At 63.1% G+C, this 24,522-nt stretch carries 36 protein-coding genes and 1 tRNA gene; 22 read left to right on the top strand and 15 right to left on the bottom strand.

The genetic code is table 11. The annotated features are described in order from the left end of the window. Nucleotides 1–64: 64 nt before the first annotated feature. Nucleotides 65–301: an ECs_2282 family putative zinc-binding protein gene (locus APZ15_RS42670; RefSeq protein WP_027787545.1), complete on the top strand. Its 237-nt coding sequence runs from the start codon at nucleotides 65–67 to the stop codon at nucleotides 299–301. A gap of 68 nt (nucleotides 302–369) precedes the next feature. Here the strand turns inward: APZ15_RS42670 and APZ15_RS12165 are convergent, their stop codons facing one another. Both APZ15_RS12165 and APZ15_RS12160 read right to left on the bottom strand, forming a co-directional pair. Continuing rightward, on the bottom strand, nucleotides 370–597 hold the full coding sequence (locus tag APZ15_RS12165) for a hypothetical protein (protein WP_027787546.1): 228 nt from the start codon (nucleotides 595–597) through the stop codon (nucleotides 370–372). Beyond that, nucleotides 594–848 carry a transcriptional regulator gene (locus APZ15_RS12160; RefSeq protein WP_027787547.1) on the bottom strand — a complete coding sequence of 85 codons (255 nt, stop codon included), beginning with the start codon at nucleotides 846–848 and terminating at the stop codon, nucleotides 594–596. Before APZ15_RS12160 ends, APZ15_RS12165 begins: the two co-directional genes overlap by 4 nt. Before the next feature lie 84 nt (nucleotides 849–932). Between APZ15_RS12160 and APZ15_RS39175 the strand changes: the two genes are divergently transcribed. From APZ15_RS39175 to APZ15_RS12075, 19 genes are all read left to right on the top strand, one after another. Beyond that, a complete protein-coding gene (locus APZ15_RS39175) occupies nucleotides 933–1,331 on the top strand; it encodes a hypothetical protein (protein ID WP_081040797.1) in 399 nt (132 codons plus the stop codon). 833 nt (nucleotides 1,332–2,164) lie between these two features. Further along, nucleotides 2,165–2,545, top strand: a complete 381-nt coding sequence (locus tag APZ15_RS12155) for an Lcl C-terminal domain-containing protein (RefSeq protein ID WP_027787548.1) — start codon at nucleotides 2,165–2,167, stop codon at nucleotides 2,543–2,545. Nucleotides 2,546–2,578: 33 nt separating this feature from the next. Next, nucleotides 2,579–3,004 (top strand): hypothetical protein, encoded by a 426-nt coding sequence (locus APZ15_RS12150; protein ID WP_034195891.1) that lies wholly within the window; start codon nucleotides 2,579–2,581, stop codon nucleotides 3,002–3,004. Nucleotides 3,005–3,138: 134 nt separating this feature from the next. Beyond that, complete coding sequence (locus tag APZ15_RS12145; RefSeq protein WP_027787550.1) at nucleotides 3,139–3,468, top strand: hypothetical protein; 330 nt, start codon at nucleotides 3,139–3,141, stop codon at nucleotides 3,466–3,468. Then, complete coding sequence (locus tag APZ15_RS12140; protein ID WP_027787551.1) at nucleotides 3,468–3,650, top strand: hypothetical protein; 183 nt, start codon at nucleotides 3,468–3,470, stop codon at nucleotides 3,648–3,650. Before APZ15_RS12145 ends, APZ15_RS12140 begins: the two co-directional genes overlap by 1 nt. After that, nucleotides 3,647–3,811: a hypothetical protein gene (locus APZ15_RS41735; RefSeq protein ID WP_167562609.1), complete on the top strand. Its 165-nt coding sequence runs from the start codon at nucleotides 3,647–3,649 to the stop codon at nucleotides 3,809–3,811. Before APZ15_RS12140 ends, APZ15_RS41735 begins: the two co-directional genes overlap by 4 nt. Next, nucleotides 3,811–4,620 carry a RecB family exonuclease gene (locus APZ15_RS12135; RefSeq protein ID WP_027787552.1) on the top strand — a complete coding sequence of 270 codons (810 nt, stop codon included), beginning with the start codon at nucleotides 3,811–3,813 and terminating at the stop codon, nucleotides 4,618–4,620. The genes APZ15_RS41735 and APZ15_RS12135 overlap by 1 nt, the downstream gene beginning before the upstream one ends. Before the next feature lie 14 nt (nucleotides 4,621–4,634). After that, nucleotides 4,635–5,693 carry a hypothetical protein gene (locus tag APZ15_RS12130; RefSeq protein WP_027787553.1) on the top strand — a complete coding sequence of 353 codons (1,059 nt, stop codon included), beginning with the start codon at nucleotides 4,635–4,637 and terminating at the stop codon, nucleotides 5,691–5,693. A 12-nt stretch (nucleotides 5,694–5,705) separates the two neighbouring features. Beyond that, a complete protein-coding gene (locus APZ15_RS12125; RefSeq protein ID WP_027787554.1) occupies nucleotides 5,706–7,472 on the top strand; it encodes an AAA family ATPase in 1,767 nt (588 codons plus the stop codon). Beyond that, nucleotides 7,469–8,092, top strand: coding sequence for a hypothetical protein (locus APZ15_RS12120; RefSeq protein WP_027787555.1), 624 nt, complete (start codon nucleotides 7,469–7,471; stop codon nucleotides 8,090–8,092). Before APZ15_RS12125 ends, APZ15_RS12120 begins: the two co-directional genes overlap by 4 nt. A gap of 89 nt (nucleotides 8,093–8,181) precedes the next feature. Next, entirely contained in the window at nucleotides 8,182–8,544 is a 363-nt protein-coding gene (locus APZ15_RS12115; protein ID WP_027787556.1) for an Lcl C-terminal domain-containing protein, read from the top strand. A 30-nt stretch (nucleotides 8,545–8,574) separates the two neighbouring features. Beyond that, on the top strand, nucleotides 8,575–9,039 hold the full coding sequence (locus APZ15_RS12110; RefSeq protein WP_027787557.1) for an Lcl C-terminal domain-containing protein: 465 nt from the start codon (nucleotides 8,575–8,577) through the stop codon (nucleotides 9,037–9,039). A 14-nt stretch (nucleotides 9,040–9,053) separates the two neighbouring features. Further along, a complete protein-coding gene (locus tag APZ15_RS12105; RefSeq protein WP_027787558.1) occupies nucleotides 9,054–9,410 on the top strand; it encodes a four helix bundle protein in 357 nt (118 codons plus the stop codon). Then, nucleotides 9,316–10,749: an RNA-directed DNA polymerase gene (locus APZ15_RS12100; protein ID WP_455768389.1), complete on the top strand. Its 1,434-nt coding sequence runs from the start codon at nucleotides 9,316–9,318 to the stop codon at nucleotides 10,747–10,749. Before APZ15_RS12105 ends, APZ15_RS12100 begins: the two co-directional genes overlap by 95 nt. A 10-nt stretch (nucleotides 10,750–10,759) precedes the next feature. Next, the gene (locus APZ15_RS12095; protein WP_027787560.1) at nucleotides 10,760–11,155 is read left to right on the top strand and encodes a hypothetical protein; all 396 of its coding nucleotides are present in this window, start codon (nucleotides 10,760–10,762) and stop codon (nucleotides 11,153–11,155) included. Further along, on the top strand, nucleotides 11,152–11,910 hold the full coding sequence (locus tag APZ15_RS12090) for a hypothetical protein (RefSeq protein WP_111946790.1): 759 nt from the start codon (nucleotides 11,152–11,154) through the stop codon (nucleotides 11,908–11,910). Before APZ15_RS12095 ends, APZ15_RS12090 begins: the two co-directional genes overlap by 4 nt. Continuing rightward, nucleotides 11,907–12,920: a phage Gp37/Gp68 family protein gene (locus APZ15_RS12085; protein ID WP_027787561.1), complete on the top strand. Its 1,014-nt coding sequence runs from the start codon at nucleotides 11,907–11,909 to the stop codon at nucleotides 12,918–12,920. The genes APZ15_RS12090 and APZ15_RS12085 overlap by 4 nt, the downstream gene beginning before the upstream one ends. 2 nt (nucleotides 12,921–12,922) lie before the next feature. Then, nucleotides 12,923–13,129: a DUF4224 domain-containing protein gene (locus tag APZ15_RS12080; protein ID WP_027787562.1), complete on the top strand. Its 207-nt coding sequence runs from the start codon at nucleotides 12,923–12,925 to the stop codon at nucleotides 13,127–13,129. A gap of 137 nt (nucleotides 13,130–13,266) precedes the next feature. Continuing rightward, nucleotides 13,267–14,151 carry a tyrosine-type recombinase/integrase gene (locus APZ15_RS12075; protein ID WP_226153272.1) on the top strand — a complete coding sequence of 295 codons (885 nt, stop codon included), beginning with the start codon at nucleotides 13,267–13,269 and terminating at the stop codon, nucleotides 14,149–14,151. 87 nt (nucleotides 14,152–14,238) lie between these two features. Here the strand turns inward: APZ15_RS12075 and APZ15_RS12070 are convergent. Continuing rightward, a tRNA-His gene (locus APZ15_RS12070) sits at nucleotides 14,239–14,314 on the bottom strand. 57 nt (nucleotides 14,315–14,371) lie between these two features. Beyond that, nucleotides 14,372–15,412, bottom strand: coding sequence for a tRNA dihydrouridine(20/20a) synthase DusA (dusA, locus tag APZ15_RS12065; protein ID WP_081040793.1), 1,041 nt, complete (start codon nucleotides 15,410–15,412; stop codon nucleotides 14,372–14,374). Nucleotides 15,413–15,532: 120 nt separating this feature from the next. Between dusA and APZ15_RS12060 the strand changes: the two genes are divergently transcribed. Together APZ15_RS12060 and APZ15_RS12055 are read left to right on the top strand one after the other, a co-directional pair. Continuing rightward, nucleotides 15,533–16,612 carry a tyrosine-type recombinase/integrase gene (locus APZ15_RS12060; RefSeq protein WP_027787564.1) on the top strand — a complete coding sequence of 360 codons (1,080 nt, stop codon included), beginning with the start codon at nucleotides 15,533–15,535 and terminating at the stop codon, nucleotides 16,610–16,612. 407 nt (nucleotides 16,613–17,019) lie between these two features. After that, on the top strand, nucleotides 17,020–17,235 hold the full coding sequence (locus APZ15_RS12055; protein WP_027787565.1) for a hypothetical protein: 216 nt from the start codon (nucleotides 17,020–17,022) through the stop codon (nucleotides 17,233–17,235). Between the two features lie 18 nt (nucleotides 17,236–17,253). Here the strand turns inward: APZ15_RS12055 and APZ15_RS12050 are convergent, their stop codons facing one another. The 11 genes from APZ15_RS12050 to APZ15_RS39165 form a co-directional block, all read right to left on the bottom strand. Further along, nucleotides 17,254–17,853 (bottom strand): lipase family protein, encoded by a 600-nt coding sequence (locus APZ15_RS12050; RefSeq protein WP_027787566.1) that lies wholly within the window; start codon nucleotides 17,851–17,853, stop codon nucleotides 17,254–17,256. After that, on the bottom strand, nucleotides 17,850–18,158 hold the full coding sequence (locus APZ15_RS12045; RefSeq protein WP_027787567.1) for a ubiquitination-like system serine protease family protein: 309 nt from the start codon (nucleotides 18,156–18,158) through the stop codon (nucleotides 17,850–17,852). The genes APZ15_RS12050 and APZ15_RS12045 overlap by 4 nt, the downstream gene beginning before the upstream one ends. Next, nucleotides 18,155–18,838 (bottom strand): hypothetical protein, encoded by a 684-nt coding sequence (locus tag APZ15_RS12040; RefSeq protein WP_027787568.1) that lies wholly within the window; start codon nucleotides 18,836–18,838, stop codon nucleotides 18,155–18,157. The genes APZ15_RS12045 and APZ15_RS12040 overlap by 4 nt, the downstream gene beginning before the upstream one ends. A gap of 42 nt (nucleotides 18,839–18,880) precedes the next feature. Further along, entirely contained in the window at nucleotides 18,881–19,075 is a 195-nt protein-coding gene (locus APZ15_RS12035; protein ID WP_034195779.1) for a hypothetical protein, read from the bottom strand. A gap of 2 nt (nucleotides 19,076–19,077) precedes the next feature. Beyond that, nucleotides 19,078–19,713, bottom strand: a complete 636-nt coding sequence (locus APZ15_RS12030; RefSeq protein ID WP_027787569.1) for a hypothetical protein — start codon at nucleotides 19,711–19,713, stop codon at nucleotides 19,078–19,080. 77 nt (nucleotides 19,714–19,790) lie between these two features. Beyond that, nucleotides 19,791–20,357 carry a glycoside hydrolase family 19 protein gene (locus APZ15_RS12025; RefSeq protein ID WP_034195780.1) on the bottom strand — a complete coding sequence of 189 codons (567 nt, stop codon included), beginning with the start codon at nucleotides 20,355–20,357 and terminating at the stop codon, nucleotides 19,791–19,793. 2 nt (nucleotides 20,358–20,359) lie between these two features. Continuing rightward, nucleotides 20,360–20,788, bottom strand: a complete 429-nt coding sequence (locus APZ15_RS42135) for a hypothetical protein (protein WP_027787571.1) — start codon at nucleotides 20,786–20,788, stop codon at nucleotides 20,360–20,362. 63 nt (nucleotides 20,789–20,851) lie between these two features. Then, complete coding sequence (locus tag APZ15_RS42130) at nucleotides 20,852–22,390, bottom strand: beta strand repeat-containing protein (protein ID WP_226153273.1); 1,539 nt, start codon at nucleotides 22,388–22,390, stop codon at nucleotides 20,852–20,854. A 7-nt stretch (nucleotides 22,391–22,397) separates the two neighbouring features. Then, a complete protein-coding gene (locus tag APZ15_RS12005) occupies nucleotides 22,398–22,934 on the bottom strand; it encodes a DUF4376 domain-containing protein (protein WP_051363283.1) in 537 nt (178 codons plus the stop codon). 15 nt (nucleotides 22,935–22,949) lie between these two features. After that, nucleotides 22,950–23,861 carry a hypothetical protein gene (locus APZ15_RS12000; RefSeq protein WP_138143318.1) on the bottom strand — a complete coding sequence of 304 codons (912 nt, stop codon included), beginning with the start codon at nucleotides 23,859–23,861 and terminating at the stop codon, nucleotides 22,950–22,952. A gap of 12 nt (nucleotides 23,862–23,873) precedes the next feature. Beyond that, nucleotides 23,874–24,515, bottom strand: coding sequence for a YmfQ family protein (locus APZ15_RS39165; RefSeq protein WP_081040791.1), 642 nt, complete (start codon nucleotides 24,513–24,515; stop codon nucleotides 23,874–23,876). Nucleotides 24,516–24,522 lie beyond the last annotated feature (7 nt).

Raw genomic sequence — 24,522 nt, 5'->3', positions numbered from 1 at the left:
CGAACCACCGCTATGCGAGAATCGAAGCTCTCTACTTCCCCAACCCACTCACAACGGGGTTCGCATGACCACACACAACTTAGGAACCGTTCAAATCCGCTGCCCCGCGTGCGGCGGCACACAATTCATCGAGCACGGGGGAGAACAGCCGGATGGAGCAGACCCGAACATCGCAGCGACCTGCGCCGGCTGTTCGAAGACCTTCACTAAGGGCGAAATCGACGAGCTGGTCAGGAAGATCGGCGATGCGTTTTCGGATGCCATCGGCGACGCGCTCCGGAAGGCGTTGAAGAAGTTCTGACAGCTCGGTCAGCCGGGATTCGATCTGTGCTGTTTCGAAGTGGATCTGCAGCTGAAAGGCATGCGGCATCACGCCTCCTTGGTATCGGTGCGTTCATTGACCGGCTGCCCGAAGGCGTTGAATGCGTTCGGCTCAGCGCCTTCGGGATACGGCCGTTCATGGAGCGCCTTCACCCTGGCAAAGCTGTCCTCGGCGAACCGCCACCACTTCTCGCGCTCGACGCTCGGGCGCGCGAGCCAGCGGGAGGACGGTTTCCGCTCGACGCGAACCGGCTTGAAAACGCGGGTCTTCTTCACTTCGCCTCCTTCGGTCGCTTTTTGGCCTGCTCAATCAGGTCGGGCCAGACACGTTCGATGACCTGCCTCGGAAACATTTCGAGCCTCGTCACGAGACCATGAGTCTCCCGCTCGATCGGCAAGCCGAACGTGATCGGGATGGGGCGCTCGCCGCTCGACCAGCGACTGACGTCTGACGCATGAGCGCCAATCGCCCGGCTGAGTGCGACAAGTCGCCCGCGCTCGGCGGAGAGGTAGGTTTTCAGGTCCATGCCGAACTTTAGCGAAACGCGAAAGGAAAGTCTATAGCGTTTCGCGCATATACGCCTTTAGCGTTTTGCTATTGAATTCCATATATGAAGGACATCGACGAAATCCGCCGGGACAACCTCCGGCTTATCGAGGCCGAGTACGGAGGACCGTCAGCTGCTGCGGCAGCTTGCGGGATGTCTCATTCCCAGTTCACGAACTTGCGAGACGGCGCCAAGGATTCAAAGACCGGCCGGCCGCGGGGCATGCGCGCTGCGACCGCCCGGAAAATTGAAGACAACCTCGGAAAAGCCGTAGGTTGGATCGATACAGACCATTCTGTGACAACGTCGGCCACGATCCCTGCTGATGTGCCAGCCGGCTGGGGGAAATTGAATCCAGCTCAGCGGGCGCAGGTGGAATCGTTCATTGGATGGGTTTTGACGCAGCCTACGTCCGCTGACGACGCGCAATCAGCAAAGAAGCGGTTCGGCAAAGGGAACTGACGTTGCGTCCCGCGCGTCGAGCCGCGGCTCGAGATACGCATCCGAGAACAGCCAATCTCGGGTCAAAATCAGTCCTTCCCCGTCATCCGCACATCCCAACACGGATCGGCCGATAAGCTCACATTCCCACCGGCCGTCTTCGTGCATTTGCACGACCGTGACAATCCTATCGATGAGGGATGCATTCGACGAGTGCACCACCCTCGCCGTATCGCCTGCCCTGCACCGCAGCTTCATCCCGCTCGCCTCTCGACTCATCCCCGACCTCGCTTTTCTCCGTCACAAACACTGTATGCATGTACAGTAGTTTATCTCCAGACTCGACGACCTTTCAACTGTCGTCAGCAGACATGCGGGAAAACCGCAACCAGCAAGGCTGTTACAAATTTTCCTCAAAACTTTCGCGTTTCGCTATAGACACAACTTTCGCGTTTCGCTAAAGTCCTTCCCAACGCAGCACACAACGCGCTGCGCCACCGCCCAGGCGGATCGCTCTCTAACAATCGAAGGTAAGCCGGGACCGCTTCTGCGGAGCAACCGGCCGGCGCGATCAGCGTCGTGAGTCAGGACGGACTTAGCGGAAGACCGCTGTGCGCCGAGTGAGCCTGATGCAAGACAGCCAGCAACACGTGACCGATGGCGTGGTAATCGGCACACAACCTCGCGCGGCCCGGAGCCGGCACGGCCGGGAGTAGCCGGGCGCGCGAGTGAAAGCAGTTCTGACCGGCGGCGGTTCGTTCTTCGAGGCGCCACCGGTGAGAGCTGCAGCAGCAAGCACCGTTTGCCGTTTCACACTTCAATTTACTTAGTAGTTCTTCCTTTCTGGAGTTTCTATGAACGCGCCCACCCCCACCGCTGTTTCCGTTCCGCAGCTCGCCGAGGGCGAGATCTACGTCGGCATCGTCACCAACACGGCCGGCGAACAGAATCACGTCGTGCTCCTTCCGGGCGACAACGACGACGCCAGCTGGCAGGCGCAGATGGAGTGGGCGAAGTCGATCGGCGGCGACCTGCCGACGCGCATCGAGATGCTCTTCCTGCTGGAAAACCATCGCGGCGAGTTCGAGCCGGACGCCTACTGGTCGAACCAACCCGACACGGACCCGGGCTACGCCGGCTGGGCGTGGTGCCAGTACTTCGACCTTGGCTACCAGGACGGCTACCGCCAGGACGACGAGTTGCGCGCCCGAGCCGTCCGCAGATTGTCGATTTAACCCTTCGTCCATTTCAACTGCATGGAGGGTGCGATGCATCTGAACAACTCCACGGGCGGAAGCGTCCGCACCCTCCCGGCACGGAAGGATGCGAGCGCCGATCGACAACAAGCGGCGGCCGACGATGCGGCGCTGGCGCGCGACGAGCGCAACGAAGAAATCGCCGACGGCGTCACATTCGACAGGCTCGAGATCTCGACGACCGACTGCGCGGTGATCGACGCTGCGCTGGCACGCGGCCGCATCGAGGACGTGTACACGGTCTGGGGCATCCTCGTCGCCGCGCGCGCCGCCGAGATCGCGCGTCGTATCGCCGCCGCCGACCTCGCCGCCGCCGCACCGCGCTTCGCGCAGACGACCTGCTCAGCATGCGGCGCGGAACTCGGTCCCGGCAACGCTGGCGTCAGCCACTGCGCAGACCACGGCGCGGCCGGCCTGCGCCTCTTGAGCGGGATCTGACATGGCCCGCTTCGTTATCGGCGCGCTCGCGCTGCTCGCTTTCTGGCTCGTCGTCGAAATCGCCATCGCGATCAAGGACAAGGGCCGAGACGACCACCACCGCGGCTGAGCCGCACACCACACCGAGAGACCACATGGGACAGACCAACCATCCGCAAGGGCCGTGGGAAGCGTGCGAACCCGGCGATTACCTCGACTACGACGGCAACTGCATCGTCGTGCTCGGCGAAGACGAACGAATCTGCATCGTGCTCGGCACGGGCGAACAATCTGAGGCGCGCGCGCAGCTGATCGCAGCGGCGCCTGACATCGTCACGGCGCTGCGACTCGTCGCCTCAAAAACGGTGCTCACGTCCGGCATCCGTGCCGTCGTCGACGCCGCGCTCGGCAAGGCCGGTTACTCGGCACCTGTCCCGGTCGCTGACCCCGTGCGGCACGTGCGCGTCTGCGGAGAGGGTCTGTGATGCGCACGCTCACGCTTCCTCGTGCGCCGACCGACAACGCGCTACTGCGCGTCGCCGCGCGCGCGCCGCGCCTGCGCCGCGCTGCCGAGGCCGGCGCATGGATGGCCGCCTACGGCGTCGCGATCGCGGCCCTCTGGTACGGCTCGCTGGTCGCCGGCCCCTACCTGCGGAGCCTCGGATGACTCCCTTCGATTTCCTCGGCGCGCTGCTCGAACGCATCCACGCGCGCAGTCCAGTCGTCAGCTACATCGTCGCGAGCTTGATCGCCGCCGCGTGCATGTATGCCGTCGCCGCCCTCAATGCCGATGGCACCAGCGCCGTCGCCAACCTCGTGAGAACCTGATGAACCCATCCGTCTACACCGTCCGCGCGTCCAGCTGGGGCGCACTCTTCGACTGCGCATACCGCTGGGAGGGCATCCACCTCCTGAATATGCGCAACGTGGTCGGCCTGCGTGCCGCGCTCGGCACCGCGATTCACGCTGGCACGGCCGTGTTCGACCAGGCGCGGCTCGATGGCTCGGGCTTGACCGTCGACGATGCGGCCGGCGCGTTCGTCGACAAGCTGCGCGACCCCGAGAACGAGTTCGATCCGGAGCGCGACGACCTGAGCATGTCCGACGCGGAACGCATCGGCCTGTCGCTGACCACGAAGTACTGCCTCGAGGTCGCGCCGCGCTACAACTTCGTCGCGGTCGAGATGGAAACGAAGCCGCTCGAAATCGACTGCGGCGGCGGCGTCATCGTGCGCCTGACAGGCACGATGGATCGCGCGCGCGTGCGCCGCTCGGCGGCCGGCGTCGGCATCGCGGACCTGAAGAGCGGATCGTCCGCAGTCCAGAAAGGCGCGGCCGTCACGAAGGGGCACGGCCCGCAGATCGGCACATACGAGCTGCTGTACGAGCACACGACCGGCGAGGAAATCGGCGACACCGCCGAGATCATCGGCCTGAAAACGAAGGGCACGCCAGAAGTCGCGACCGCGCCGATCGCGAACTCGAAGCGCGTGATGGTCGGCACCGAGGAAACGCCGGGGCTGATCCAGTTCGCCGCGGACATGTTCCGGTCCGGCCGCTTCTACCCTAACCCGAAATCGCTGCTGTGCGACAAGAAGTACTGCCCGCGCCACGGCACCTGCCAGTTCCACGATTAACCCGCGAGATCTCCATGTCCACGCCTACCACCCTGGAAGCTATCCGCAATCCCGCGCCGCGCGAGGCATCGCTGCCGCCTGTTCGCGCGGGCTTCTTCGATCTTCAAGGCTTCGAGCTGTTGCAGCGCGTCGCCAAGGCTTTCGCGTCTTCGTCGCTGGTCCCCGCTCACTACCAGAACAACGTCGCGAACTGCATGATCGCGCTGAATCTCGCGCGCCGCCTCGGCGCCGACGAGCTGATGGTCATGCAGAACCTATACATCGTCCACGGCAACCCCGGCTGGTCGAGCAAGTTCCTGATCGCCAGCGTGAACACATGCGGCCGGTTCGAGACGCTGCGCTACGAATGGCGCGGCACCGAAGGCAGTGACGACTTCGGCTGTCGGGCATGGACGATCGAGAAGTCGACTGGCGAGCGCCTGAACGGCACCTGGATCGACTGGAAGATGGTCAAGGCTGAAGGCTGGAACAAGAAGAGCGGCAGTAAGTGGCTCACGATGCCCGACCAGATGTTCGTGTATCGCTCGGCCGCGTTCTGGCAGCGGGCCTACGCCCCCGAGATCAGCATGGGACTTTCGTCACAGGAAGAACTGATCGATACCGTCGAAGTGCGAGCCGACGGCTCGGTTGCAGTGACTAGTACGCTCGAAGAGCTGCGCAACGGCCGCGCGCAACCTGCGGAGGAAGTACCGCGCGGCGCCGAGCCGGCGCAGACCGGTCCCGCGACGGACTCGCGCGCGGCCGACGCGCCACCGGCAGCTACCCGAGCCGATCGGGTCGACGACCAGGACGAGCCTCGCGGCGAGGCCGGCCAGAGCCAAGGCGGGTTTGAGTTCGACGTCGACGGCCTGGTGCGCGGCATTCGCGAGGACATCGAGTCCGCGGCGACTGCCGAGGACCTCGACCTCGCGCGCAGCGCGATCGCCGGTGTGCCGGACGAGGCCGCGAAGGCGGACCTGAACGCGGCGGCATCGGCGCGCATGCGTGCCATCACCGCGGCTGCCGAACAGGCTCAGCAACAGCCGCGAGCCGGTGCGCCGCGCCGCGCACGCGGGCCGATCAGCGCCGACTAACCGGAACCTCCCATGAAGATCACCGACATCTACGTCTCGAAAGTGCTCGGGATCCACGCCGCGGACCTGCGGCTGTCGAAACCCGTCGCACTCTTCGCCGGCCCGAACGGCGCCGGCAAGAGCAGCCTGCAGGAAGCCGTGCGTATGGCGCTCACCGGGGACACCGTGCGCGTCGCGCTGAAGAAGGAATACGGCTCGCTCGTCACCGAAGGCTCGGACGCTGGTCAGATCGTCGTCGCGTGCGGCGAGCAGGCGAACAGCGTCATGCTGCCGTCGGGTAAGCTGAAGCGCGAGCTCGCCGAAGATCCGCGCCTTCCGCTGGTGCTCGACGCGCAGCGCTTCGCGCAGCTCGACGCCGCTGCGCGCCGCGCGTTCCTGTATGAATTGATGGGCGTGAAGATCGGTGCCCAGGAAATTCGCTCGCGGCTGGTCGACAAGCTGACGTCTCCGGCCCGCGTGATCAGGCTCGCCGTCGACGCCCAGCTCGAGGCGATCACGCCGATGCTGCGCGCCGGTTTCGAGGCCGCGCAGAAGGAAGCGGCGGATCGCGCGCGCGGCGCGAAGCAGGCATGGCGTGCGACGACCGGTGAAACGTACGGCAGCCAGAAGGCCGCGGATTGGCGACCGGCACCGGTCAACTTCGACACGGCGGCGCTGCGCAAGCTCGAAGGCGAGCGCGCGTCGCTCGACGGCGACGTCGGCGAGCTGCAGCGCCAGATCGGCGCGGCCGAGGCCGGCGAAGCCGCCGCGCGCGCCCGCGCTTCGAAAATCGCCGCGCTGCGCGACAAGGCATCCGGCTACGCGAAAGCCGCCGAGCTGGCTCAGCTGGCCGACGACCAGCTCGCGGAGTTCCAGCCGCAGGTCGATGCAATGCGCGTGCGCGCCGGCGCCGTGCCGGCCGGCACGGAATGCAGCTGCCCGGAATGCGGCGCGCTGCTGCGTTTCCTGCATGGCGCGCTCACGGCCGCCGCCGCAGCCGGCGCGCGCGATGATGAAGCGATCGCGAAACTGCCCGAGTACGAGCGCAGCCTCACGGTGCTGCAGAACGCCGCCCGCAATCGCCGCGCGGAACTTGAAGCCGCTGACGCGGCGGCGAAGCAGCTGAAGGACCTGGAGAACGAAGCGACTGCCGGCGCTGGCGACTCATCGGGCGAGGCGATCGACGCGGCGCGCCGCGAGCTCGGCGCGCTGATGCAACGCCGCACGCAGCTCGATACGGACATCGCGGCCGCATGCGACGCCGAGCGCCGCGCCGCCGCCGCAATCGAGATCACGGGTAAGGCTTTCGCGCTGTATCAGGACGTGGCCGTCTGGGAAGCAATCGCCGACGCGCTGGCGCCGAACGGAATTCCGGCCGACCTACTGCGCGAAGCGCTGACCCCGATGAATGAGCGCTTGACCGCGCTCGCCGAGCTGTCTGAATGGGCCGACGTCACGATCACGCCGGAAATGGAGATCCTCGCGAACGGTCGTGCGTACGCCTTACTGTCGGAATCGGAACGCTGGCGCGCCGACGCGCACATCGCCGCAGCGATCAGCCACTTCTCGGGCCTGAAACTGCTCGTCCTTGATCGCGCCGATGTGCTGGTCGGGCCGGAGCGTGACCGGCTGCTGTACTGGCTCGACGACCTCGCATACACCGACCAGGTCGACATGGCGCTCGTGTTCATGAGCCTGAAAACGCCACCCACTGGGCTACCCGAAGGCATCGAGGCGTTCTGGGTCGAGGATGGACGGGTCAGCGCCACCGCGCCAAGCGCCGTACGGGAGGCAGCGTGAGAGAGGACATCGAGCGGTATCTCGCTGATACGTCGGAAGCCACGGCGAAGGCCGTGGCGACCGGAACCGGGCTTCCGCAGCTCGACGTGACGAAGGAGTTGAACCGCATGCTTGGCGATGGGCTGGTCGAGCGTGAGAAGCGCGCGGGCGGCGGCAACGAGTACGTGTACTGGCTCGCGCGCGCAGTGAAGGCGCCCCCGCCGCCTGGCGACACGCCGCCGGCCGCAGCCGCGCCGGCGCTGGCATCGGTCGGCCTGATCGATAAGTCGCTGGACCCGAACGCAGGCGTCATCGACGTTGCACGGGTCATCGCGGACCTGCGCGCCGACGTCGAACGCCTCGCGGCCGAGCGCGACGCCGCGCAGCAGAAAGCCGACACCTGGCGAGCGAACGCCGCGGCTCTCGAGGCCCGCATCGACGAGCTGACGCTCGGCCCGGTCGGCACACGCGCGCCGCTGTTCGTCACGGTCGGCCGCAACTGCAAGCCGCAACGCCACGAATCGCTGGAGAAAGCCCAGCGTCGCGGCAGCGCACTCGTGCGCAGCGAGAAGGAATCCGAGGTGCTCGTGCTCGAACCAGTCGGCCGGATCGTGCGCGGCACGCAGTGGATGCCCCGCTGATTCAACAGAGCCTATCCCGCGCGGCATACCTCGGTCCGCGCGGCATTCGAAGGGCGCCAATCGGCGCCCTTCTCTTTTCCGGAGAAACCATGCAGATCCAGCTTCCCACGCTCGCCGACGGCGAGGTCTACCTCGGCGGCTTCGTCGACAGGAATGGCGACGTCACGCACACGATCCTGCTGCCCGGCGAGAACGATCGCGGGACGTGGCAGGAACAGATGGACTGGGCCAAGAGCCGCGGTGGAGACCTGCCGACGCGCGCCGAGCTCGTGATCGCATACGAGCAGCACCGCGACCTGTTCGAGAAGGCTGCGTACTGGTCGAACACGCCGGACGATGACCCGGATTTCGCCGGCTGGGCGTGGTGCCAGCACTTCAACGGTGGCTACCAGGACGGCTACCACCAGGGCAACGAGTTGCGCGCCCGGGCCGTCCGCAGATTGTCGATTTAACCCTTCATCCATTCACAATCGGAGCTTGCAATGACGATCACGCTCGAACAGATCGAAGCAGATCACGCGCGCATCGGCGCGATGATCGACGAGTTCAAGAAGCAGCCGCGCGCGACCGAGTATCACGTCGACGCCGTCACGATCCCGCTCGCGGCCGGCGAGCGCATCGCCGGGCCGATCCTTCTCGAAGATGGCTCGTTGAGCCACTACCTGATTCTCCTGCCGGGGGGGGCCGAAGATCTGGACTGGGAGGCGGCGAAGGCGTGGGCCGCCGAACGTGGCGGCGAACTGCCGACGCGGCGGGAGCAATCTCTCCTATTCGCCAACCTGAAGGGTGAATTCGAGCCGGCCTATTACTGGTCCGGTGAGCGCCATGAATCGAATTCCGGCTGGGCGTGGTACCAGTACTTCGGCGATGGCCACCAGTACGGCAGCCGCCAGTACGACGAGTTGCGCGCCCGAGCCGTCCGCAGATTTATCCCTTCAGTTTTTTGATCATTTAACCCACCGTGGCCCTGCACAACCAACTCCCGATATATCGAACGGCCTACGGGTTGCTCGATGACGTTACCAACCTGGTCAAGAACATGCCCCGCGACTTCAAGCGCAGCATCGGCGAGAAGATCAGCGCGGAGTGCATCGAGATCATGGTGTTGGTGTTTCGCGCGAACGTCGCGGCCGACAAGGCACCCCACCTCGTCGAATTGCTCGAGCGCCTGCAGGTGATCGAGCTGCTGCTTCGGCTCAGCATGGACAAGCGCCTGATCGCACGTGACGGCTACGCAGCTGCCGTCGAGAAGACGACGAGCATCGGGAAGCAGGCCACCGGCTGGAAGAACGCCGCAAACCGTCGCCCGCTCCGCTAAGGTTAAGGCCTTCGCGGCTGAGCGATATATCAATCTGGTCGTGCCGCTGGCTCACAAAGCCACCGCCATGCGCAATAAGGAAACCGGCCGCCGGCGTGCGGAAAGGTCCAGCGCAGTTTTCCGACTGAGAAATCGGTCGGGCGACGTAGATCGCACGATACCTCCGGCTGGGCGTGGTACCAGAACTTCAACAATGGCAACCAGAACAACAACCACCAGAACAACGAGTTGCGCGCCCGAGCCGTCCGCAGATCGAGGGCCATTTTCGTTCGCCGAGCTGGTCGAAGCGTATCTCGACTGCCGGCGAACGAAGCGAAACAGCAATGCAGCGCTCGCGTTCGAAATGCGGCTCGAACGCAACCTGCGACGCCTGTACGACGAGCTGGCCGAAGGCAGTTACACACCCGGCCGCTCGAAATGCTTCGTCATCACGAGACCGAAGCCGCGCGAAGTCTGGGCGGCCGCATTTCGCGATCGCATCGTGCACCACCTGCTTTACAACCGGATCGGCCCGAGCTTCGAGCGGTCCTTCATCGCCGATTCATGCGCCTGCATCAAGGGCCGCGGCACGCTATACGCCGCGCAGCGCCTCGAAGCGAAGGTGCGATCGATCACGCAGAACTGGTCGCGTCGCGCGTTCTACCTGAAGTGCGATCTCGCGAACTTCTTCGTCAGCATCGACAAGCGCATCCTGCTCGACCTGCTCTTCGCGAAGATCTCCGAGCCGTTTTGGCGTGCGCTGACCGAGCGCGTGCTGATGCACGATCCACGGGCCGACTTCGAACACCACGGCGACCCGGCAATGATCGAGCTCGTGCCGCCGCACAAGCGCCTGATGGAACAAGCCGAGCACCTTGGCCTTCCGATCGGCAACCTGTCGAGCCAGTTCTTCGCGAACGTGTACCTCGACGTTCTCGATCAGCGCGCGAAGCATGTGCTCCGCGCGCGGCACTACATCCGGTACGTCGACGATTTCGTGTTCCTGCACGAGTCGCCGGCGCGCTTGAACGCGATCCTCGCCGACGTCACCGCGTTCCTGCCCACGCAGCTCGGCGCGCGGATCAACCCGCGCAAAACCATCCTCCAGCCGATTGACCGCGGCATCGACTTCGTCGGTCAGGTCATCAAGCCATGGCGTCGCGAGACGCGGAAACGCACGCGCAACGAAGCCCTGCGGCGCGTCGCCGAGACACCAGCCGGCGATCTGATGCCGGTCGCGAATTCGTATTTCGGCCTGCTGCGGCAGGCAACCGCCAGCCACCACGATCGCGCGAGCCTCGCGAACCTTCTGCGTTCGCTGGGTAAAGCCGTCGATCGCGATCTCACGAGAACCTTCTGAGGAGTGTCCCATGACCACCCAAACCGAAAACAGCCAGGCAGCTGATGTGCGCGTCGTCTGGAGCCGCAACAACGAGGATTTCACGTGTGACGAGCTCGATGAGCTGCTCGACACATACGAGGACCTCGCCATCGGCGACGTCGTGTACGTCGGAGATGTTGAACCCATCTCGATCAAGTATCTGTGCGATGCGGACGACGTGATTGACACGATGGGCAATCGTGCCTACGACGAGGTCGGCGAATATGCGGACGGCTACCCGGACGTCATGCCAGAAGCAAGGGCCGAACTCGATGCGCTGCTGGCCGGCTGGATCGAGAAGCACGCGAAGCCGACGTTCTACAGCGTCGTCAATGTGCGCCAGTATGTCATCACCGCTGCCGACATGGAGGGCCGGGAACAATGACCACCACCGATACCCCGCGCGCCGCTATGCCGGCCGACCTCCAGGGGCTGCGCCGCGCGATTCTCACGCCGCGCGAGATCGTGCGCGACGAGGAAGGCATGCTGTCGCACCCCGCCGTCCCGTACCTCGACGAGGATGTGAACTACGAGACGTTCTTCGCTGCGTTCGGTATCGAAGCCGCGTTCATCCATATGGAGAACGACGTCGATTGCGACACGTATGACCAGTACTTCTCATCCAACAGTGCGAACTGCAGCTTCTGGACGCCGAGCGCGCCGGCCGGCGACGGCTGGCTCCTACTCGAAATCTACGACACCGAGGACGGTCCAGTCGCGTTGTATGTGCGCGAAAAGAAGCACGAATCGATGCGCGAGCGTCTGAAGCGTGAAGAACAGAAGACGCGCGACGTCGTGCGGTCGGAGTCTCTCATCAAGACGCTGTCGGACATCATCCACGACCAAACCGTTGCCATGCAGTCCGCCGTTATCGAGTGGCAGCACGGCAACGGCGCTGAAGCGGGCCTGAGCTGGATCGTCAATACCTTGGCCGGTCCGGGCCACCTCCCCGATTTCGACGCGCCGCACGGCAAGCATGCTCAGTTCTGGTTCAACGCAAACCAGGCGAACCCCATGCCGTCCTGCTTCTGCGGCAATCCGTCGTCCTCGCTTTGGATGGGCCAAGGCTTCTGCTGCGACGAACACTACCGCGAAGCCAAAGCCAAGTACGACACCGCCCGCGCAGGAGACGCATCGTGAGCGAGAACACCAAAATCGAATGGTGCGACCACACCTTCAACCCGTGGGAAGGCTGCCAGAAGATCGGCCCGGGCTGCGACCACTGCTACGCGGAGACGCGTAACGCGCGCTTCGCCGGCGGCACGGCCGTGAACTGGGGGCCCGGCGCGCCGCGCCGCCGCACGTCGCAGGCGAATTGGCGCAAGCCGCTCGCATGGGAAGAGGCACATGCCGAGTTTTTCGCCGCGCACGGCCGGCGCCAGCGCGTATTCTGCGCGTCGCTTGCTGACGTGTTCGACAACGCCGTCGATCCGGCATGGCGCGTCGACCTGTTCAGGTTGATCGCCAAGACGCCGAACCTCGACTGGCTGCTCTTGACGAAGCGGATCGGCAACGCGCACGCGATGCTAAACGAAGTCGTCGACGAGCTGTCGTGCGGGATCAACACGTGGGACGAGCTACCCTGGCCGGGTGTCTCGCTCGGCGCGACGATCGTCGACCAGGTCGAGGCCGATCGCGACATCGAAAAGCTTCTCATGACGCCGGCGCGCCGCCGGTTTCTATCGATGGAGCCGCTGCTCGGGCCGGTCGATCTTCGAGCCTGGTTCGATCCAACGGGTGTCTGCTGCATGCGGGAAATGCAGTCCTGCGAAGACTGCCCTGCCGATGCGCCATGGATCCACGGGCCGACCACCGAATATGCCGACGACGGTTCGGGGTACAGCTCGCCCAGACTCGACTGGGTGATCGTCGGCGGCGAAAGCGGCCCCGGCGCGCGGCCGATGCATCCCGGCTGGGCCCGAGATCTTCGCGACCAGTGCACGGCCTACGGCGTGCCGTTTCTGTTCAAGCAATGGGGCGAATGGCTGCCTGTCGAGCCGAATGGCACGGCTATCCGCGGATGCGGGACGACACCAGCTCGTGAGCCAGTTTTCCGCTTCGCGGCGAACCACCACTTTACCAAGGTCGGAAAGCGCGCCGCCGGCCGCCACCTCGACGGCCGTACGCACGACGAATTCCCGGAGGTGTAGCCATGCCAATCGTGACCAATGACGAGCTCGTCGAGCTGACGGGCGGCCTGAAACAGGGTGCGGCGCAGGCCCGGTGGATCAAGAAAGCACTCGGCATCGACGCGCCGCGAAAGGCTGACGGGCATCCCATGCTGACGTGGGAGCAGGTCAACCGCCCGCGCGCCGAAGCCGCGCCGCGCGCGCAGCCGAAATGGAGAGTCGCAGCATGAAGAAGCACCGGGAACGTGATGGCCTCCTGCCGCGCATGGAGGCGCGGAAACGGAAGGAAGGCTTCACGTACCGCTATCACCCGGTCGGGAAGAAGCCGATCAACCTCGGCCAGGACCGGCTCGTCGCAATACGCAAGGTGCTCGACCTGCTCGGCGCCGGCGACGACGTTGGCACGATCGCGCGGCTATGGGAGCAGTTCCAGGAGACGCCCGGATGGCAGCGCTACTCGCAGTACACGCGCAACGACTACAAGCAATGCAGCGGGCCGCTGCTGGAAACGTTCGGCGACATGCGCGCCGCCGACATCGACGCGACACACGTCTCGCGCTATCTGCGCATCGAGCGCGCAGCCGCGCCGGTGCGCGCCAACCGCGAGGTTGCGCTGCTTTCGAACCTGATCGGTCTGGCGATCGACCGCGGCGAGGCCAAGCATAACCCCTGTCGCGAGGTTCGTCGGAACGAGGAGCAGCCGCGCACCGAAGCACCCGAACCGGAAGACTTCCAGTCGTTCGCCGCCTGGGTAGCGTCGCTCGGCGGACAAAAGGCGGTCATCGGCATGGCCGCCGAATATGCGGCGCTGGCGGGCAACCGGAAGGTCGAGTTTCTCGATCTCGCGTGGCCTCAGATCGACGAAGCCGCCGGCGAGATCCGCGTCAAGCGCGCGAAGCAGCGCGGCAAGAAACGCGGCGAGGTGATCGAGCATATCGAGATCACGCCCGCTCTGACCGAACTGATCGCGCGCCTGCGCGCTGCTCGCAAGGACGACTGCCTATACGTGTTCTCGAATCGATACGCGACGCACTACACGCCGGCCGGCTTCAAGACCGAATGGTCGAAGCTGATGAGCAAGGCCCTGGAGCTGAAGAAGATCGGGAGGCGCTTTACGTTCCACGACCTGCGCGCGTATTACGTGACGCGGCATAAGGCGGAACGCGGCGCATTGCCGGACTTGCATGCGAATCCGGCGACGACGGCGCGCGTCTACGATCGAACGAAAATCGTAAAGCGAAGAGGCATGTAATTCCCAATTTGGGAATTCCAAAACAAAAACGGCACTGGATAAAATCTCAGTGCCGTTTCTAACTGCTTGATACTGCTCAGAATTCTTTGGGGTGGCTGATGGGACTCGAACCCACGACGACAGGAATCACAATCCTGGACTCTACCAACTGAGCTACAGCCACCACTGTTACTGCTTTTTGTTCTTCGCTGCTTTTGTGTTTCAGCAGCGAAGAACAAGATTATACGAACACTTTTGAATCTTGCAAAGCTTTTTTTTCAAAAACTTCTTCGGCCTCGTTCAGATGCGCGCGCGCCTCGTCGAACACGGCCAGATCGCCGCGTGCAAGCTTCTTGTTGTCCGACAGCACACGACGCCAGCCACGTGCACCGGGCATCCCGCGATACAGTCCGAGCGCATGCCGCACGATCGCGCCGAGGTAGGTGCCGCGCTTCAGTTCGGCCGCGCAGTATTCGATCAGCTTCGCCTCGGCCTCTTCGCGCGTCGGCGTCGCTGCCGTCGATCCATAGAAGCGTGCATCGACCTCCGCGAGCACGTACGGGTTGTGATACGCCTCGCGGCCGAGCATCACGCCGTCGACATGCTCGAGATGCTGCGCAACCTCGTCGAGCGTCGTGATGCCGCCGTTGATGACGATCTCGAGCGAAGGAAAATCGCGCTTCAACCGATACGCATAGTCGTACTTGAGCGGCGGGATCTCGCGGTTCTCTTTCGGCGACAACCCTTTCAGGATCGCATTGCGTGCATGCACGACGAACGTTTCGCAGCCAGCCTCGGCCACCGTGCCGACGAAGTCGCGCACGAATGCGTAGTCCTCGACCGCGTCGACACCGATCCGGTGCTTGACCGTAACCGGCACCGACACCGCATCGCGCATCGCCTTCACGCAGTCCGCGACGAGTTGCGGCTCGTTCATCAGGCACGCGCCGAACGCGCCGCGCTGCACACGCTCGGACGGACATCCGCAATTCAGGTTGATTTCGTCGTAGCCCCACTGCTCGCCGAGCTTCGCCGCGCGCGCCAGATCGTCGCGCTCGCTGCCGCCCAACTGCAGCGCGACCGGCGATTCGTTCGGCGTGAACGCAAGATGCCGCTGGGCATCGCCGAACAACAGCGCGCCCGTCGTGATCATCTCCGTATACAGCCACGTATCGCGCGTCAGCGTCCGGTGGAACGAACGGCAATGACGGTCGGTCCAGTCGAGCATCGGGGCCACCGAAACACGCCTACCCGTTGATTTTATTGAATTTTCCTGAAACATCAGACACTTAACTCTCTATCGGCGGCGCAGAATTCCTGAGAATCCCGTAGGAAAATTGAGAATATTTTGGCTATGGTGCTACGATGTAGCTCCGATTTTTGCCGCGTAGCACCGGGGACCATGGGAACGATCACGCCGAGAAAACGTAAGGATGGAAGTATAGGGTACACCGCCCAGATTCGCCGAAAGGAGAAAGGGAAAGTCGTCTACACCGAAGCGGAGACATTCGACAGGGAGGCGGCCGCACGGGCCTGGATGGAGAAGCGCGAAAAGGCGCTCGCGGCGCCCGGTGCGCTTGAGTCGGCCAAGCAGGAAGATCCGCCGCTGAAGGACGTGATCGACCGCTACGTGAGGGAGGACAAGAAAGGAATCGGCCGCACCAAGACGCAGGTGCTGAACTCGATCAAGGCCGCGCCGATTGGCAGCCGGAAGTGCTCGACGTTGAAAAGCCCCGACTATGTCGATTTCGCGCGCAGTTTGAATGTGCAGCCGCAGACAGTCAGCAACTACATCTCGCATTTGGCGGCCGTCGTGCGCATTGCGCGGCCGGGATGGGGGTACCCGCTTGACGAGAAAGAGCTGGACGACGCGATGGTCGTCTTGCGGCGGCTCGGCATGACAGATCGATCACGAAACCGCGACCGCCGGCCGACACCGGACGAACTCGACCGGATCCTCACCTACTACACCGAGATGGAGACGCGCGGCCGGGCTACGATCCCGATGCGCCAGATCATCGTCTACGCGATGTTCTCCACGCGCCGGCAGGAAGAAATTACCAGGATCCGGATCGAGGACTTCGAGGGCGATCGGCAGCTGGTGCGCGACATGAAGCACCCGGGACAAAAAAAAGGAAACGACACGTGGTGCGACGTGCCGCCAGAGGCCGCGCGGATCGTCGAGGCTTTGCGCCCTGCCTCGGGCCCGATCTTCCCATACAATCACCGGTCGATCAGCGACAGCTTCACGGACGCCTGCGCATTCCTCGGCATCGAAGACCTGAAATTTCACGATCTGCGCCACGAGGGCGCGTCGCGGCTGTTCGAGATGGGCTGGAATATCCCTCACGTGGCGGCTGTAACGGGACACCGGAGCTGGATCTCGCTGAAGCGCTATACGCACCTGCGCCATAGCGGAGACCGCTGGGCCGGGTGGAAATGGCTAGACCGCCTCGCGCCGCGGAAAACCGAAAAATCCTAGCCTTGGCCTGAAGCGGCGATACACTGTATATATATACAGCATTGTTTCGCATCATGGAAAAGAACGGTGGCGGATATATTGGCCTGCACGTTCGCACGGTCACGCGCACGTGCTGGACATGCGAGCACTGGGCAGGCACCGCCGAGCCTGGAGCGGGCATCGCGCATTGTACCTGCTCGAAATGCGTGCCGATGCGCTCGAACCCGAATCATGGGTGCAGCCGGTGAGTGCACGCGATGGGGTTCGACGACGAAGCCTGCGACCTGCTCGCCCAGCGCTACTTCTGAGCAAGTGCAATCGGTATCCCGCATCGCTCTTGCGCTCCAAGCCGGCGCAGCATAGAAGCCGTGTAGAATCCCTTACAGCTTAATTGAGCAACTTCCACAATTGAACGAGAGACCATATAAATGACCTCGAACAACGATCTGCGTCGCCCCGATCAGTTGCACCCCTTCCTCCGGATAACAAAGGAAGAGATAGACTCTGCTGCCCGTAATTTGGGCCTGCTGCGCTCTATGAGCGGCGAAGAAATCGAAACGGAACTAAGCAAGTTGATAGATGAGGTCATCCGCCATCTGGAGGCTTCTCACGCTATTACGATGGCGCATCCCTTCGTAGTTTGAGCAATAGTCGCTGCCCTTTTATGCCCCGCTTGCCGTTGCAGACAAAGCCGTAATCACCCGCGAGATCGCATGATCCGTCACATTCGGGATTGGAAACATCGGGCGTCCGATCTGCTGAATAACGCCAGCGTGGTGCCAGTCGAGCGGGAGCTCGGGCACGATGTCGTTCCCGTTCTTATACAGCTTCAGCGGCACCTCCGCGAGCAACGCCGCGACGCTCCCGTTCGTGCTCACCCGCGGCGGCTCGAAGCCGTAGACAGCAACTGGCGCGTGGCCAGCGGCCACCATCGCCGACGCCGCCATGATCGCAATCGCGGCGCCGAGCGAGTGCCCGACGAGCGTCACCGGGTGGCCATCGATCGCGGCGAGCACGTCGACAGCAATCGCACCCCACGCCTTCCAGAATCCGTGATGCACCTGGCCGATGCCGATCACGTCGATCGGATGCGCGTCGAGATCGGCCGCCACGCAGTCGAGATTGTCAGTGCCCGGGAAGGCAACGACCAGGCCGGCCGCCGTCTGCCGGACGATCGCGCGCGAGGCGCTGGCCGCCTTGCCGATGTCCGGCTTCGCGGAATACGCCTCTTGCGCGAGCAGTGCGTAGTCGCGCGGGGTCATGGCTCGATCTCCGGCAGATCGACCGTTTGACCGGCAAGGGCGTGCGTGCAGTCGTTGAGGTACTGAATGCGCCCTTCTCGCACGAACGAATGGCAGACGCGTTCCTCACGGCTCTCGCCACACGGGTAGCGAACCAGCACGGACGGCGAGAAGGTCGGCTTGGCCATGCTGCCGTTCCACTGCCACACCGGCCGACCATTCGACCGGCCATCCTTGACATAGACGACGTGCAGCATGTCGCAGCCCGGGCACTCGAACAGCATCGACCGCGTGCCGTCGTCGTGCTTCTGTTCTTCGAGCTTCATTGCAGCGGCGTGCCAGCGAGCGGCGTCGACGGGTAATTGACCGCCGGCACCATGAAAAAGCCGTCGGTCAACTCAACCGGCTGAGAATGCGCTTCGAGCGTTTCGAGACGACGATTGAGCGACTGGAAATTCCGGTTGAGATCTTCAGCAGTCAACACGTCACCGGGCTGAAACTTCGTCATCGCCTTCGACGTCGTGACGGGTGCCTGAATGGGCACGGCAGCCGGGATCGCGGCCGACGTCTTCGCCGCCTGAAGCGCGTTTTCGTACATCCCGACCAGATTCACGGCCAGCTCGGCTGCCGCGAATCCTGCCTGAATGGCCGCCTGAGTCGTCGGCGCCAGCGGGAGTGCCGCGACGACACCAGCGATTGCCGGGATGCCCTGCGTGATGAGCGCTTGGACGCTCGACGACGTGATCGTCGCGCCGGCTGCACACGCGCCGGCGACGATCGGTGTGACGGTCTTTTCGAGCACGACGTTCGCGTTCGCAGCGGACGGAAGCGTCGGCGCCATGGCCGCATTGAATGCCGTGATCTGGGTGATTGCGCTGTTCGTCGCCGGGCACAAGACTGCGGCAATCTGGGCTGGCGATTGCTGAACCGGGCCGAGCGACTGGCAACCGGAGACGAGGAAAGCGGACGCAGCAATGCCTGCCGCGAGCAGCATGAGCTTCTTCATGAAGGATCCTTCAGGAGTGGTGCCGCGGCGCGCGGCATGTGGTTATTGCTGGGTGACGGCTTGCGGGAAAAAGCGATCGACGATGGCGTGCCCGATCGTGATCAGCCCTGCCGCGATTTGCAGCTGTGCATCGAGCGGAATCTTCACGCCCATCGCAGATGCGGCCCAATCGATGAGCGGGACAAACGACGACGCGGTGAACGTGACAGCGCCGGTTTGCAGAATGGATCTCGGCATGGCTACTCCTTGTGGTCTTGGACGAGCTCGTCCGGGGTGAAGACGAACCCGGCCTTGCGCGGGAACGCCTGGAACACGTAGGTCGGGAACGACCGGTGATGGATGCCGTGCGTCGGAGACCGATGGAACTTCGCGGAGAGCGGCAGCATGTTCACCATCGCGTCGACGAAGGTCTCGGGCTTCGCTGGGTCGAACGCATGCCAGTCGAAGCCGCGCAGCTCGACGAGCTTGCAGATGAGCCAGATGAAGGATTCCTCGGCGGGATACAGTTCCTTCGTCGGCTGGTCGGTCTCGGGATCGAGCACTGGGATTTCCTTGATCTCGCCGAGCGCGATGCCGCGCACGGTCGCCCAGTCGACGCCATCGGAATCGGCCCACTCGCAGAACAGGTGGTGGTACTCGGGCGCTGGCTGGCCGCTGATCGAGCAGCGCAGGCCGGCGGCATGGCCGACCTTCTTCGTATGGCGAAACGTCGCCGACTCGGTGCGCGGCTCGGCGTGATCCGGGTAGTACTCGATCTCGACGTCGGTCACGCGCACGGCGTGCTCGCCGGCGATCTTCGGCAGGCCGGCGAGGCCCTCGGCCGTGCACTTCTCGCAGCGCTGCTCGAGCGCGACGTCATGGCTGCATAGAGTCATGTCTGGTCCAGAAATGAAAAAGCCCGGCGCGCGGCCAGGCTGGATTGCGAAATTTCCAAAAATCGAAAACTGGCGCGTCAGGCCACGCCGAGCGCCTTCTTGCAGGAACCCCAGAGTGCCAGGCGGTCCGGCATGCCGTTCGGTGTCGCCGCCGAGCGCGGATTGCCGAGATTGATCGCGCGGCTGATCGAGAGGAAGTCGCCTGCGTCGGCAAAGGCGCTGAGCGCGTGGTCAGCCCAGAACTGCGCCGAGGCATGCGCTGCTGTGGAAGGCTGCGCGATCAGGTCCGGGTTGCCCTCGAGGTCGATGCCGATCTTCTGGCCCATCTCACGGAAGTTGTAGCGGCCGGTGAGCTGCAACAGGCCGCCGCCGCGGTACCGGAAGCCATCTCCGGCCTGCGTGTTGCCCAGCTCCGCCGCCTTCGCGGCCGGCGGCTCGTACGCGCGCTGCGCCGCCGTCGGCCCCCAGATCTCGCGGAGCCACTGGAAACCGCCCGTCTCATGACCGCACTGCGCGAGAAACGCAGCCTGCCGCGCGGGAGAGTCGATCGCATACAGCGCCATAGCGGCTGAAAGCGGATCTGCCCACGGCATCGCACGCGCGAGCGGGATCCGCAGCGCGGCGGAAAGAGTTTGTGGTGTCATGGTCATCCCAGAAGCAGTTTCACGACCGCGCTCGCCCAATCGGGGATCGGTTCGTGTCGCATATAGCGAAAGACGATCACACCGACCGTGCCGAACGCGATCGTCGGGCCGGCGACGTGCCGGACAAGGAAGCGCCACGCATCGGCAAGACGGCACAACGCGCGCACTGCGCGCGCGCCGCCCTCCCATGTATCGACCATCGACTGCGTATTCGCCTGAATCGATTTCGTGTCCGCTCGGAGGTCAGCCATCTCGGCGACGAGCGTATCGATCTTCTCGTCCTGCTGTTGAAGGTGCGCATCCTGCTGTTGCAGGTGAGCCTTCACCTGCTCATCGCTCTCATCGATTCGACGTTCAAGCTTCGAGAATCGGCGTTCTCCGGCACGAAATCGCTCTTCGACGCGAGCGCTCCCCGATACGTTGTCGGTCATTCATCCCCCCGGAAATGAAAAAGCCGCCCAAAGGCGGCTATGCATGGTTTTATGCGAACTCGATCAGCTGCCCGCGCAAAGAAACTGCACTGAGTCGGTGCCGGTGCCCGTGAACGTGATCGACGTGCCGGAGCCCTGACTGACCTTCACCGCATTCGTGGCGGTCGTATCGTTCGCGGTGCAGGTATAAGTCGACGAGGACGAGAACGCCGCCGATCCGCTGAGCGTGACCGTCGCCGATCCAGACGACAGCGCGACGGTGCCTTGAACCATATGCGGCGCGTTCACGCCGGTACCGGTCGTGCTGTACATCGGCATCGCGCCGGTGCCGGTCGACGAAAGCGTCGAGAAGCGCCCCGTATTCGCCGTCGTTGCGCCGATGGGCGGAGGCGAAGACAGATAGCTCGAGAAACCTGTCCCGCTTACGGTCCCGGACGACGACAGATTCGTGAAGGAGTCAGCGTTGGCTGCTGTGCCACCGATCGCCGGAGGTGACGCGAGGTAGCTCGTGAATCCCGCACCGCTCACGGTGCTCGACGCGGATAGCGTCGTGAATGCTCCCGTGCTCGGCGTGTTGGGGCCTATGGCTGTCGAATCCAGACCGCCGGTGAACGTCGACGATGCTGAATTGATTGCGAGCGCCGCCGATGAGTTAGGAACGACGGCAATCGGAAACTTGTTGTGCGTGCTATCGTGGACATACAAATTCCCACCGGAAACTGCATTGACTTGCCAGTTCTGCCCACCGGCCGCCCACCCGATCTGATTTCCCTCCGTGCCCGCCAATACGATGCCGCCACCATAAAACGTCGTAGACGGAGTTGCTCCGGTCCCGACGACGAGCGCATCTGCCTGCCCATTATTCAATGCCATCGGGTGATAACTACCGGTTCCGGTGACAGTTTGCGTAATCACATAACGGCTATTCTGATAGTCAGTACCTAACCAGATATGCTCTTCGGCCCCGGGGGCCGCAGACATGGTCGGCCCGATAAACGTATTGTTCGACAAAGAAGGACGATACGTCGTGAAATTCGTATCAAGGCCCGCAATGCCGCTCGCATTCAAGCCTTGTACGATTATGGTATTTGTAGCATCGGAGCCAATCTCAACGCCATTTCCTACGTTTCCATCCGACGATGCGATATAGCCACCTCGGTTCAGCACTGCAAGGCTCTTTGCATTGCTTCCACCTGAGCCTGTGAATACCAACACGTTGTTAGCATTGTTGATCGCAGAAATCGTATCCGATCCGTTTGTGAACGTCATTGATCCGCTCACAGAGGCATTTGTAAATGCCCCGCTGCTAGGTATCGACGAACCGATGGACGTCCCATTGATGGTGGCGCCGGAGATCGTTGCCCCCGATATTGTCCCTGTCGAAATGCTCGCGTTCCCTGCGATGAGCGTCGGCACTGTGAGCGGGCCAGTCAGCGTTCCGCCGCTGAGCGCCAAGACATTCGAGAACGCGTTGTTTAGCTGCTGTGCGGTCAGAACCTGGCCGGTCACGAATCCGGGTGAGCTCTGGGCCAGCGCAAAGTTCGCGCCGACCGTCAGATAGAACAGCACGCAACCTAACGATCGAAAAAAACTGTTTTTCATAGCTCAATCACCACGAGATTGCTTGCACGGCAGCGACAGTCGTAGCCGCTGCAATTTGAGCCTTCAGGGTTTGCTTACGCTGGAACGCCGCCCAGCCGCGATCGAGCATCGCCTGGTACAACGCGCTCAGATCGGTGAGAGTGAACGGAACCTGCGTATTGTCGACCGCAACCCAGTAAAAACCGGCTGGCACGCTACCGGCCAGCGTATAGCCCTGCGTAGCTTGCATCAATACCAGCTGACTGCCCGGATCGGCCTGAAACGATTCGGTTGCGCCTTCAGCAGTCTTGAACGAGACCGGCTCCATTACTGCGGCCGCATAGGAGGCGTTGACGATGGAGATCTGGGCCGCTTGGGCCTGTTCCAGAAGCTGCGCGCCGCTCGCCTCGACGACGCTTTCGCCGGCGATGGCGTAGGCCAACGGGTTCGCGGCCTGGCTCTGGGTGCAGATAATCGCTCCCTCCGGAATCGTGCCGTCCGCCGTCGATCCTGAGCCGGTGATTTGCCCCGCTGCATTCGCGAAAACGTAGTATTCGATGGTCATTGGACTGCCTCAAAATCAGGGATTCGGAACGAACATTGCCTGCACGTGCATTCCCATCGCTACGCCCGGCGCAGTGGATTGCGTCATCATTTGCAGGGTCACGGTCACCGTTTGGCCGGCGAGGATCGGTGCGCACCCCATGTGCGATTGCGAGGAGATCGTTGAGTCATTGGAGGTGTTCGTCCCGTTGATCAACAGAGCGCCGTTCAACACCGATGCAGAAGTTCCGGAGACGTTCACCGAACCGGTCGCCACGACAATGCCATTGCTCGGCGCCGTGAACGTGACCGTCGTCGTGTATGTGGTACTTGCGGCGGGCGCATTGATCGAGGTTCCGTTATATGCAGGCGCAACTTTCGGGGACCAAATCGCTGGAGATGCGGACAGAGGAATATAATTCGAGCCGTCCGACATTACGATACACATCGAACCTTGCTTGGCCAGCGAAAGCGATGCCGCGCCCAGAAGGTTCTCGCCCTGAATCGTCTGTCCCGCAACAGACGTCTGCAGGGTCGGAATATGCCCGGCCTGATTCATGAAACCGAATACCGAGCCAACAGCGGTTGCGGCATCCGGCAACTGATAGGTCAGCGCCGCACTCGCATAAAACATCGTCCCAGCGTCCGAAGGTTGTACGGCATAGTTCGCCGACTTTTGAACGACCCGGTAAATCTGGGATTGCTGAACTTGACCCAGAAGAATCCGAATTGCCGACAGCACCTGCGTATATGTGGTCTTGCTCGGCGCAATCCCGGCCGCCGCGAGGATGCTCATCAGCTCTTCTTGGACCATGTTCAGCCAGTCCGCATCCAGGATCGTAGCAGGCTGGCCCGTCGCTGGATTGCCTCCAGTGAAGTAACCGCCCGTGCCCGCAGGGGCCGGAGCCGGGATTGAAGAAACCGCAGTTTGTTGATCTGTACGAAACATGCCCCACCCGGATTAGGAAAGCGTAGAAATATCCAAAACGAATGACTGCCCGAGAAATCCCGGGTTTGCAACAATCACCTGCGTATGCGCCGGCTTGATCGATCGCATCTCACACGCCAACACCGAATTTCCCCAAACAGCCAGCGGCTCTCCAGCGGCAGACTGACCCGCTCTGAAATAGCTGACCGTTACAGCGGGCGCATTCACACGCCACGTGTGCGCCCATGCCTCTGAATTGACGGCATCACCAGCGCTGTTCTGCCCAACGCGAAAGGGGGTGAACTGGGTAACGGTGACGTCAAATCCAAGACTCTTGGCAAAATCGATATAGAACTGAATCGATTGGCCGCCACTGTTTGCTAAGCGTGCAACCACTTGAGCACGGCGCTGCTGCAATGTCGGCGCAGATCCAGCACATGGATCCGGAAGCCCCAGGGACGCCTCCCATTCGGGGAGAAGTTCAAGCGCCGTCGCTGGAAATGCGTCGGCGAGCAGATAATTCGCGCGCGCGGTGTTTCGCTCATACGACGGAGCAAGTCCAGAAAGCGCCTTGGTCTGTACTGCATCCGGATCACGCGGCCACACTTGACCGCGAGGGAGGAGCGCTTGGATCGCACTCAGAAAATTTGCGGCGAGCAGTGTCGGGGCAGCCATATAGCCC

Source organism: Burkholderia cepacia ATCC 25416, assembly GCF_001411495.1.
Taxonomy (GTDB): Bacteria; Pseudomonadota; Gammaproteobacteria; order Burkholderiales; family Burkholderiaceae; genus Burkholderia; species Burkholderia cepacia.
Note: the sequence above shows the minus strand (reverse complement) of the source record. Positions and strands in the feature narration are given on the sequence as shown.

Coding starts and splice junctions, on each gene's coding strand:
- APZ15_RS42670 (WP_027787545.1), top strand. CDS start 65: ATGACCACACACAACTTAGGAACCGTTCAAATCCGCTGCCCCGCGTGC.
- APZ15_RS12160 (WP_027787547.1), bottom strand. CDS start 848: ATGGACCTGAAAACCTACCTCTCCGCCGAGCGCGGGCGACTTGTCGCA.
- APZ15_RS39175 (WP_081040797.1), top strand. CDS start 933: ATGAAGGACATCGACGAAATCCGCCGGGACAACCTCCGGCTTATCGAG.
- APZ15_RS12155 (WP_027787548.1), top strand. CDS start 2,165: ATGAACGCGCCCACCCCCACCGCTGTTTCCGTTCCGCAGCTCGCCGAG.
- APZ15_RS12150 (WP_034195891.1), top strand. CDS start 2,579: ATGCATCTGAACAACTCCACGGGCGGAAGCGTCCGCACCCTCCCGGCA.
- APZ15_RS12145 (WP_027787550.1), top strand. CDS start 3,139: ATGGGACAGACCAACCATCCGCAAGGGCCGTGGGAAGCGTGCGAACCC.
- APZ15_RS12140 (WP_027787551.1), top strand. CDS start 3,468: ATGCGCACGCTCACGCTTCCTCGTGCGCCGACCGACAACGCGCTACTG.
- APZ15_RS41735 (WP_167562609.1), top strand. CDS start 3,647: ATGACTCCCTTCGATTTCCTCGGCGCGCTGCTCGAACGCATCCACGCG.
- APZ15_RS12135 (WP_027787552.1), top strand. CDS start 3,811: ATGAACCCATCCGTCTACACCGTCCGCGCGTCCAGCTGGGGCGCACTC.
- APZ15_RS12130 (WP_027787553.1), top strand. CDS start 4,635: ATGTCCACGCCTACCACCCTGGAAGCTATCCGCAATCCCGCGCCGCGC.
- APZ15_RS12125 (WP_027787554.1), top strand. CDS start 5,706: ATGAAGATCACCGACATCTACGTCTCGAAAGTGCTCGGGATCCACGCC.
- APZ15_RS12115 (WP_027787556.1), top strand. CDS start 8,182: ATGCAGATCCAGCTTCCCACGCTCGCCGACGGCGAGGTCTACCTCGGC.
- APZ15_RS12110 (WP_027787557.1), top strand. CDS start 8,575: ATGACGATCACGCTCGAACAGATCGAAGCAGATCACGCGCGCATCGGC.
- APZ15_RS12095 (WP_027787560.1), top strand. CDS start 10,760: ATGACCACCCAAACCGAAAACAGCCAGGCAGCTGATGTGCGCGTCGTC.
- APZ15_RS12090 (WP_111946790.1), top strand. CDS start 11,152: ATGACCACCACCGATACCCCGCGCGCCGCTATGCCGGCCGACCTCCAG.
- APZ15_RS12080 (WP_027787562.1), top strand. CDS start 12,923: ATGCCAATCGTGACCAATGACGAGCTCGTCGAGCTGACGGGCGGCCTG.
- dusA (WP_081040793.1), bottom strand. CDS start 15,412: ATGTTTCAGGAAAATTCAATAAAATCAACGGGTAGGCGTGTTTCGGTG.
- APZ15_RS12060 (WP_027787564.1), top strand. CDS start 15,533: ATGGGAACGATCACGCCGAGAAAACGTAAGGATGGAAGTATAGGGTAC.
- APZ15_RS12055 (WP_027787565.1), top strand. CDS start 17,020: ATGACCTCGAACAACGATCTGCGTCGCCCCGATCAGTTGCACCCCTTC.
- APZ15_RS12050 (WP_027787566.1), bottom strand. CDS start 17,853: ATGACCCCGCGCGACTACGCACTGCTCGCGCAAGAGGCGTATTCCGCG.
- APZ15_RS12045 (WP_027787567.1), bottom strand. CDS start 18,158: ATGAAGCTCGAAGAACAGAAGCACGACGACGGCACGCGGTCGATGCTG.
- APZ15_RS12040 (WP_027787568.1), bottom strand. CDS start 18,838: ATGAAGAAGCTCATGCTGCTCGCGGCAGGCATTGCTGCGTCCGCTTTC.
- APZ15_RS12035 (WP_034195779.1), bottom strand. CDS start 19,075: ATGCCGAGATCCATTCTGCAAACCGGCGCTGTCACGTTCACCGCGTCG.
- APZ15_RS12030 (WP_027787569.1), bottom strand. CDS start 19,713: ATGACTCTATGCAGCCATGACGTCGCGCTCGAGCAGCGCTGCGAGAAG.
- APZ15_RS12025 (WP_034195780.1), bottom strand. CDS start 20,357: ATGACACCACAAACTCTTTCCGCCGCGCTGCGGATCCCGCTCGCGCGT.
- APZ15_RS42135 (WP_027787571.1), bottom strand. CDS start 20,788: ATGACCGACAACGTATCGGGGAGCGCTCGCGTCGAAGAGCGATTTCGT.
- APZ15_RS42130 (WP_226153273.1), bottom strand. CDS start 22,390: ATGAAAAACAGTTTTTTTCGATCGTTAGGTTGCGTGCTGTTCTATCTG.
- APZ15_RS12005 (WP_051363283.1), bottom strand. CDS start 22,934: ATGACCATCGAATACTACGTTTTCGCGAATGCAGCGGGGCAAATCACC.
- APZ15_RS12000 (WP_138143318.1), bottom strand. CDS start 23,861: ATGTTTCGTACAGATCAACAAACTGCGGTTTCTTCAATCCCGGCTCCG.
- APZ15_RS39165 (WP_081040791.1), bottom strand. CDS start 24,515: ATGGCTGCCCCGACACTGCTCGCCGCAAATTTTCTGAGTGCGATCCAA.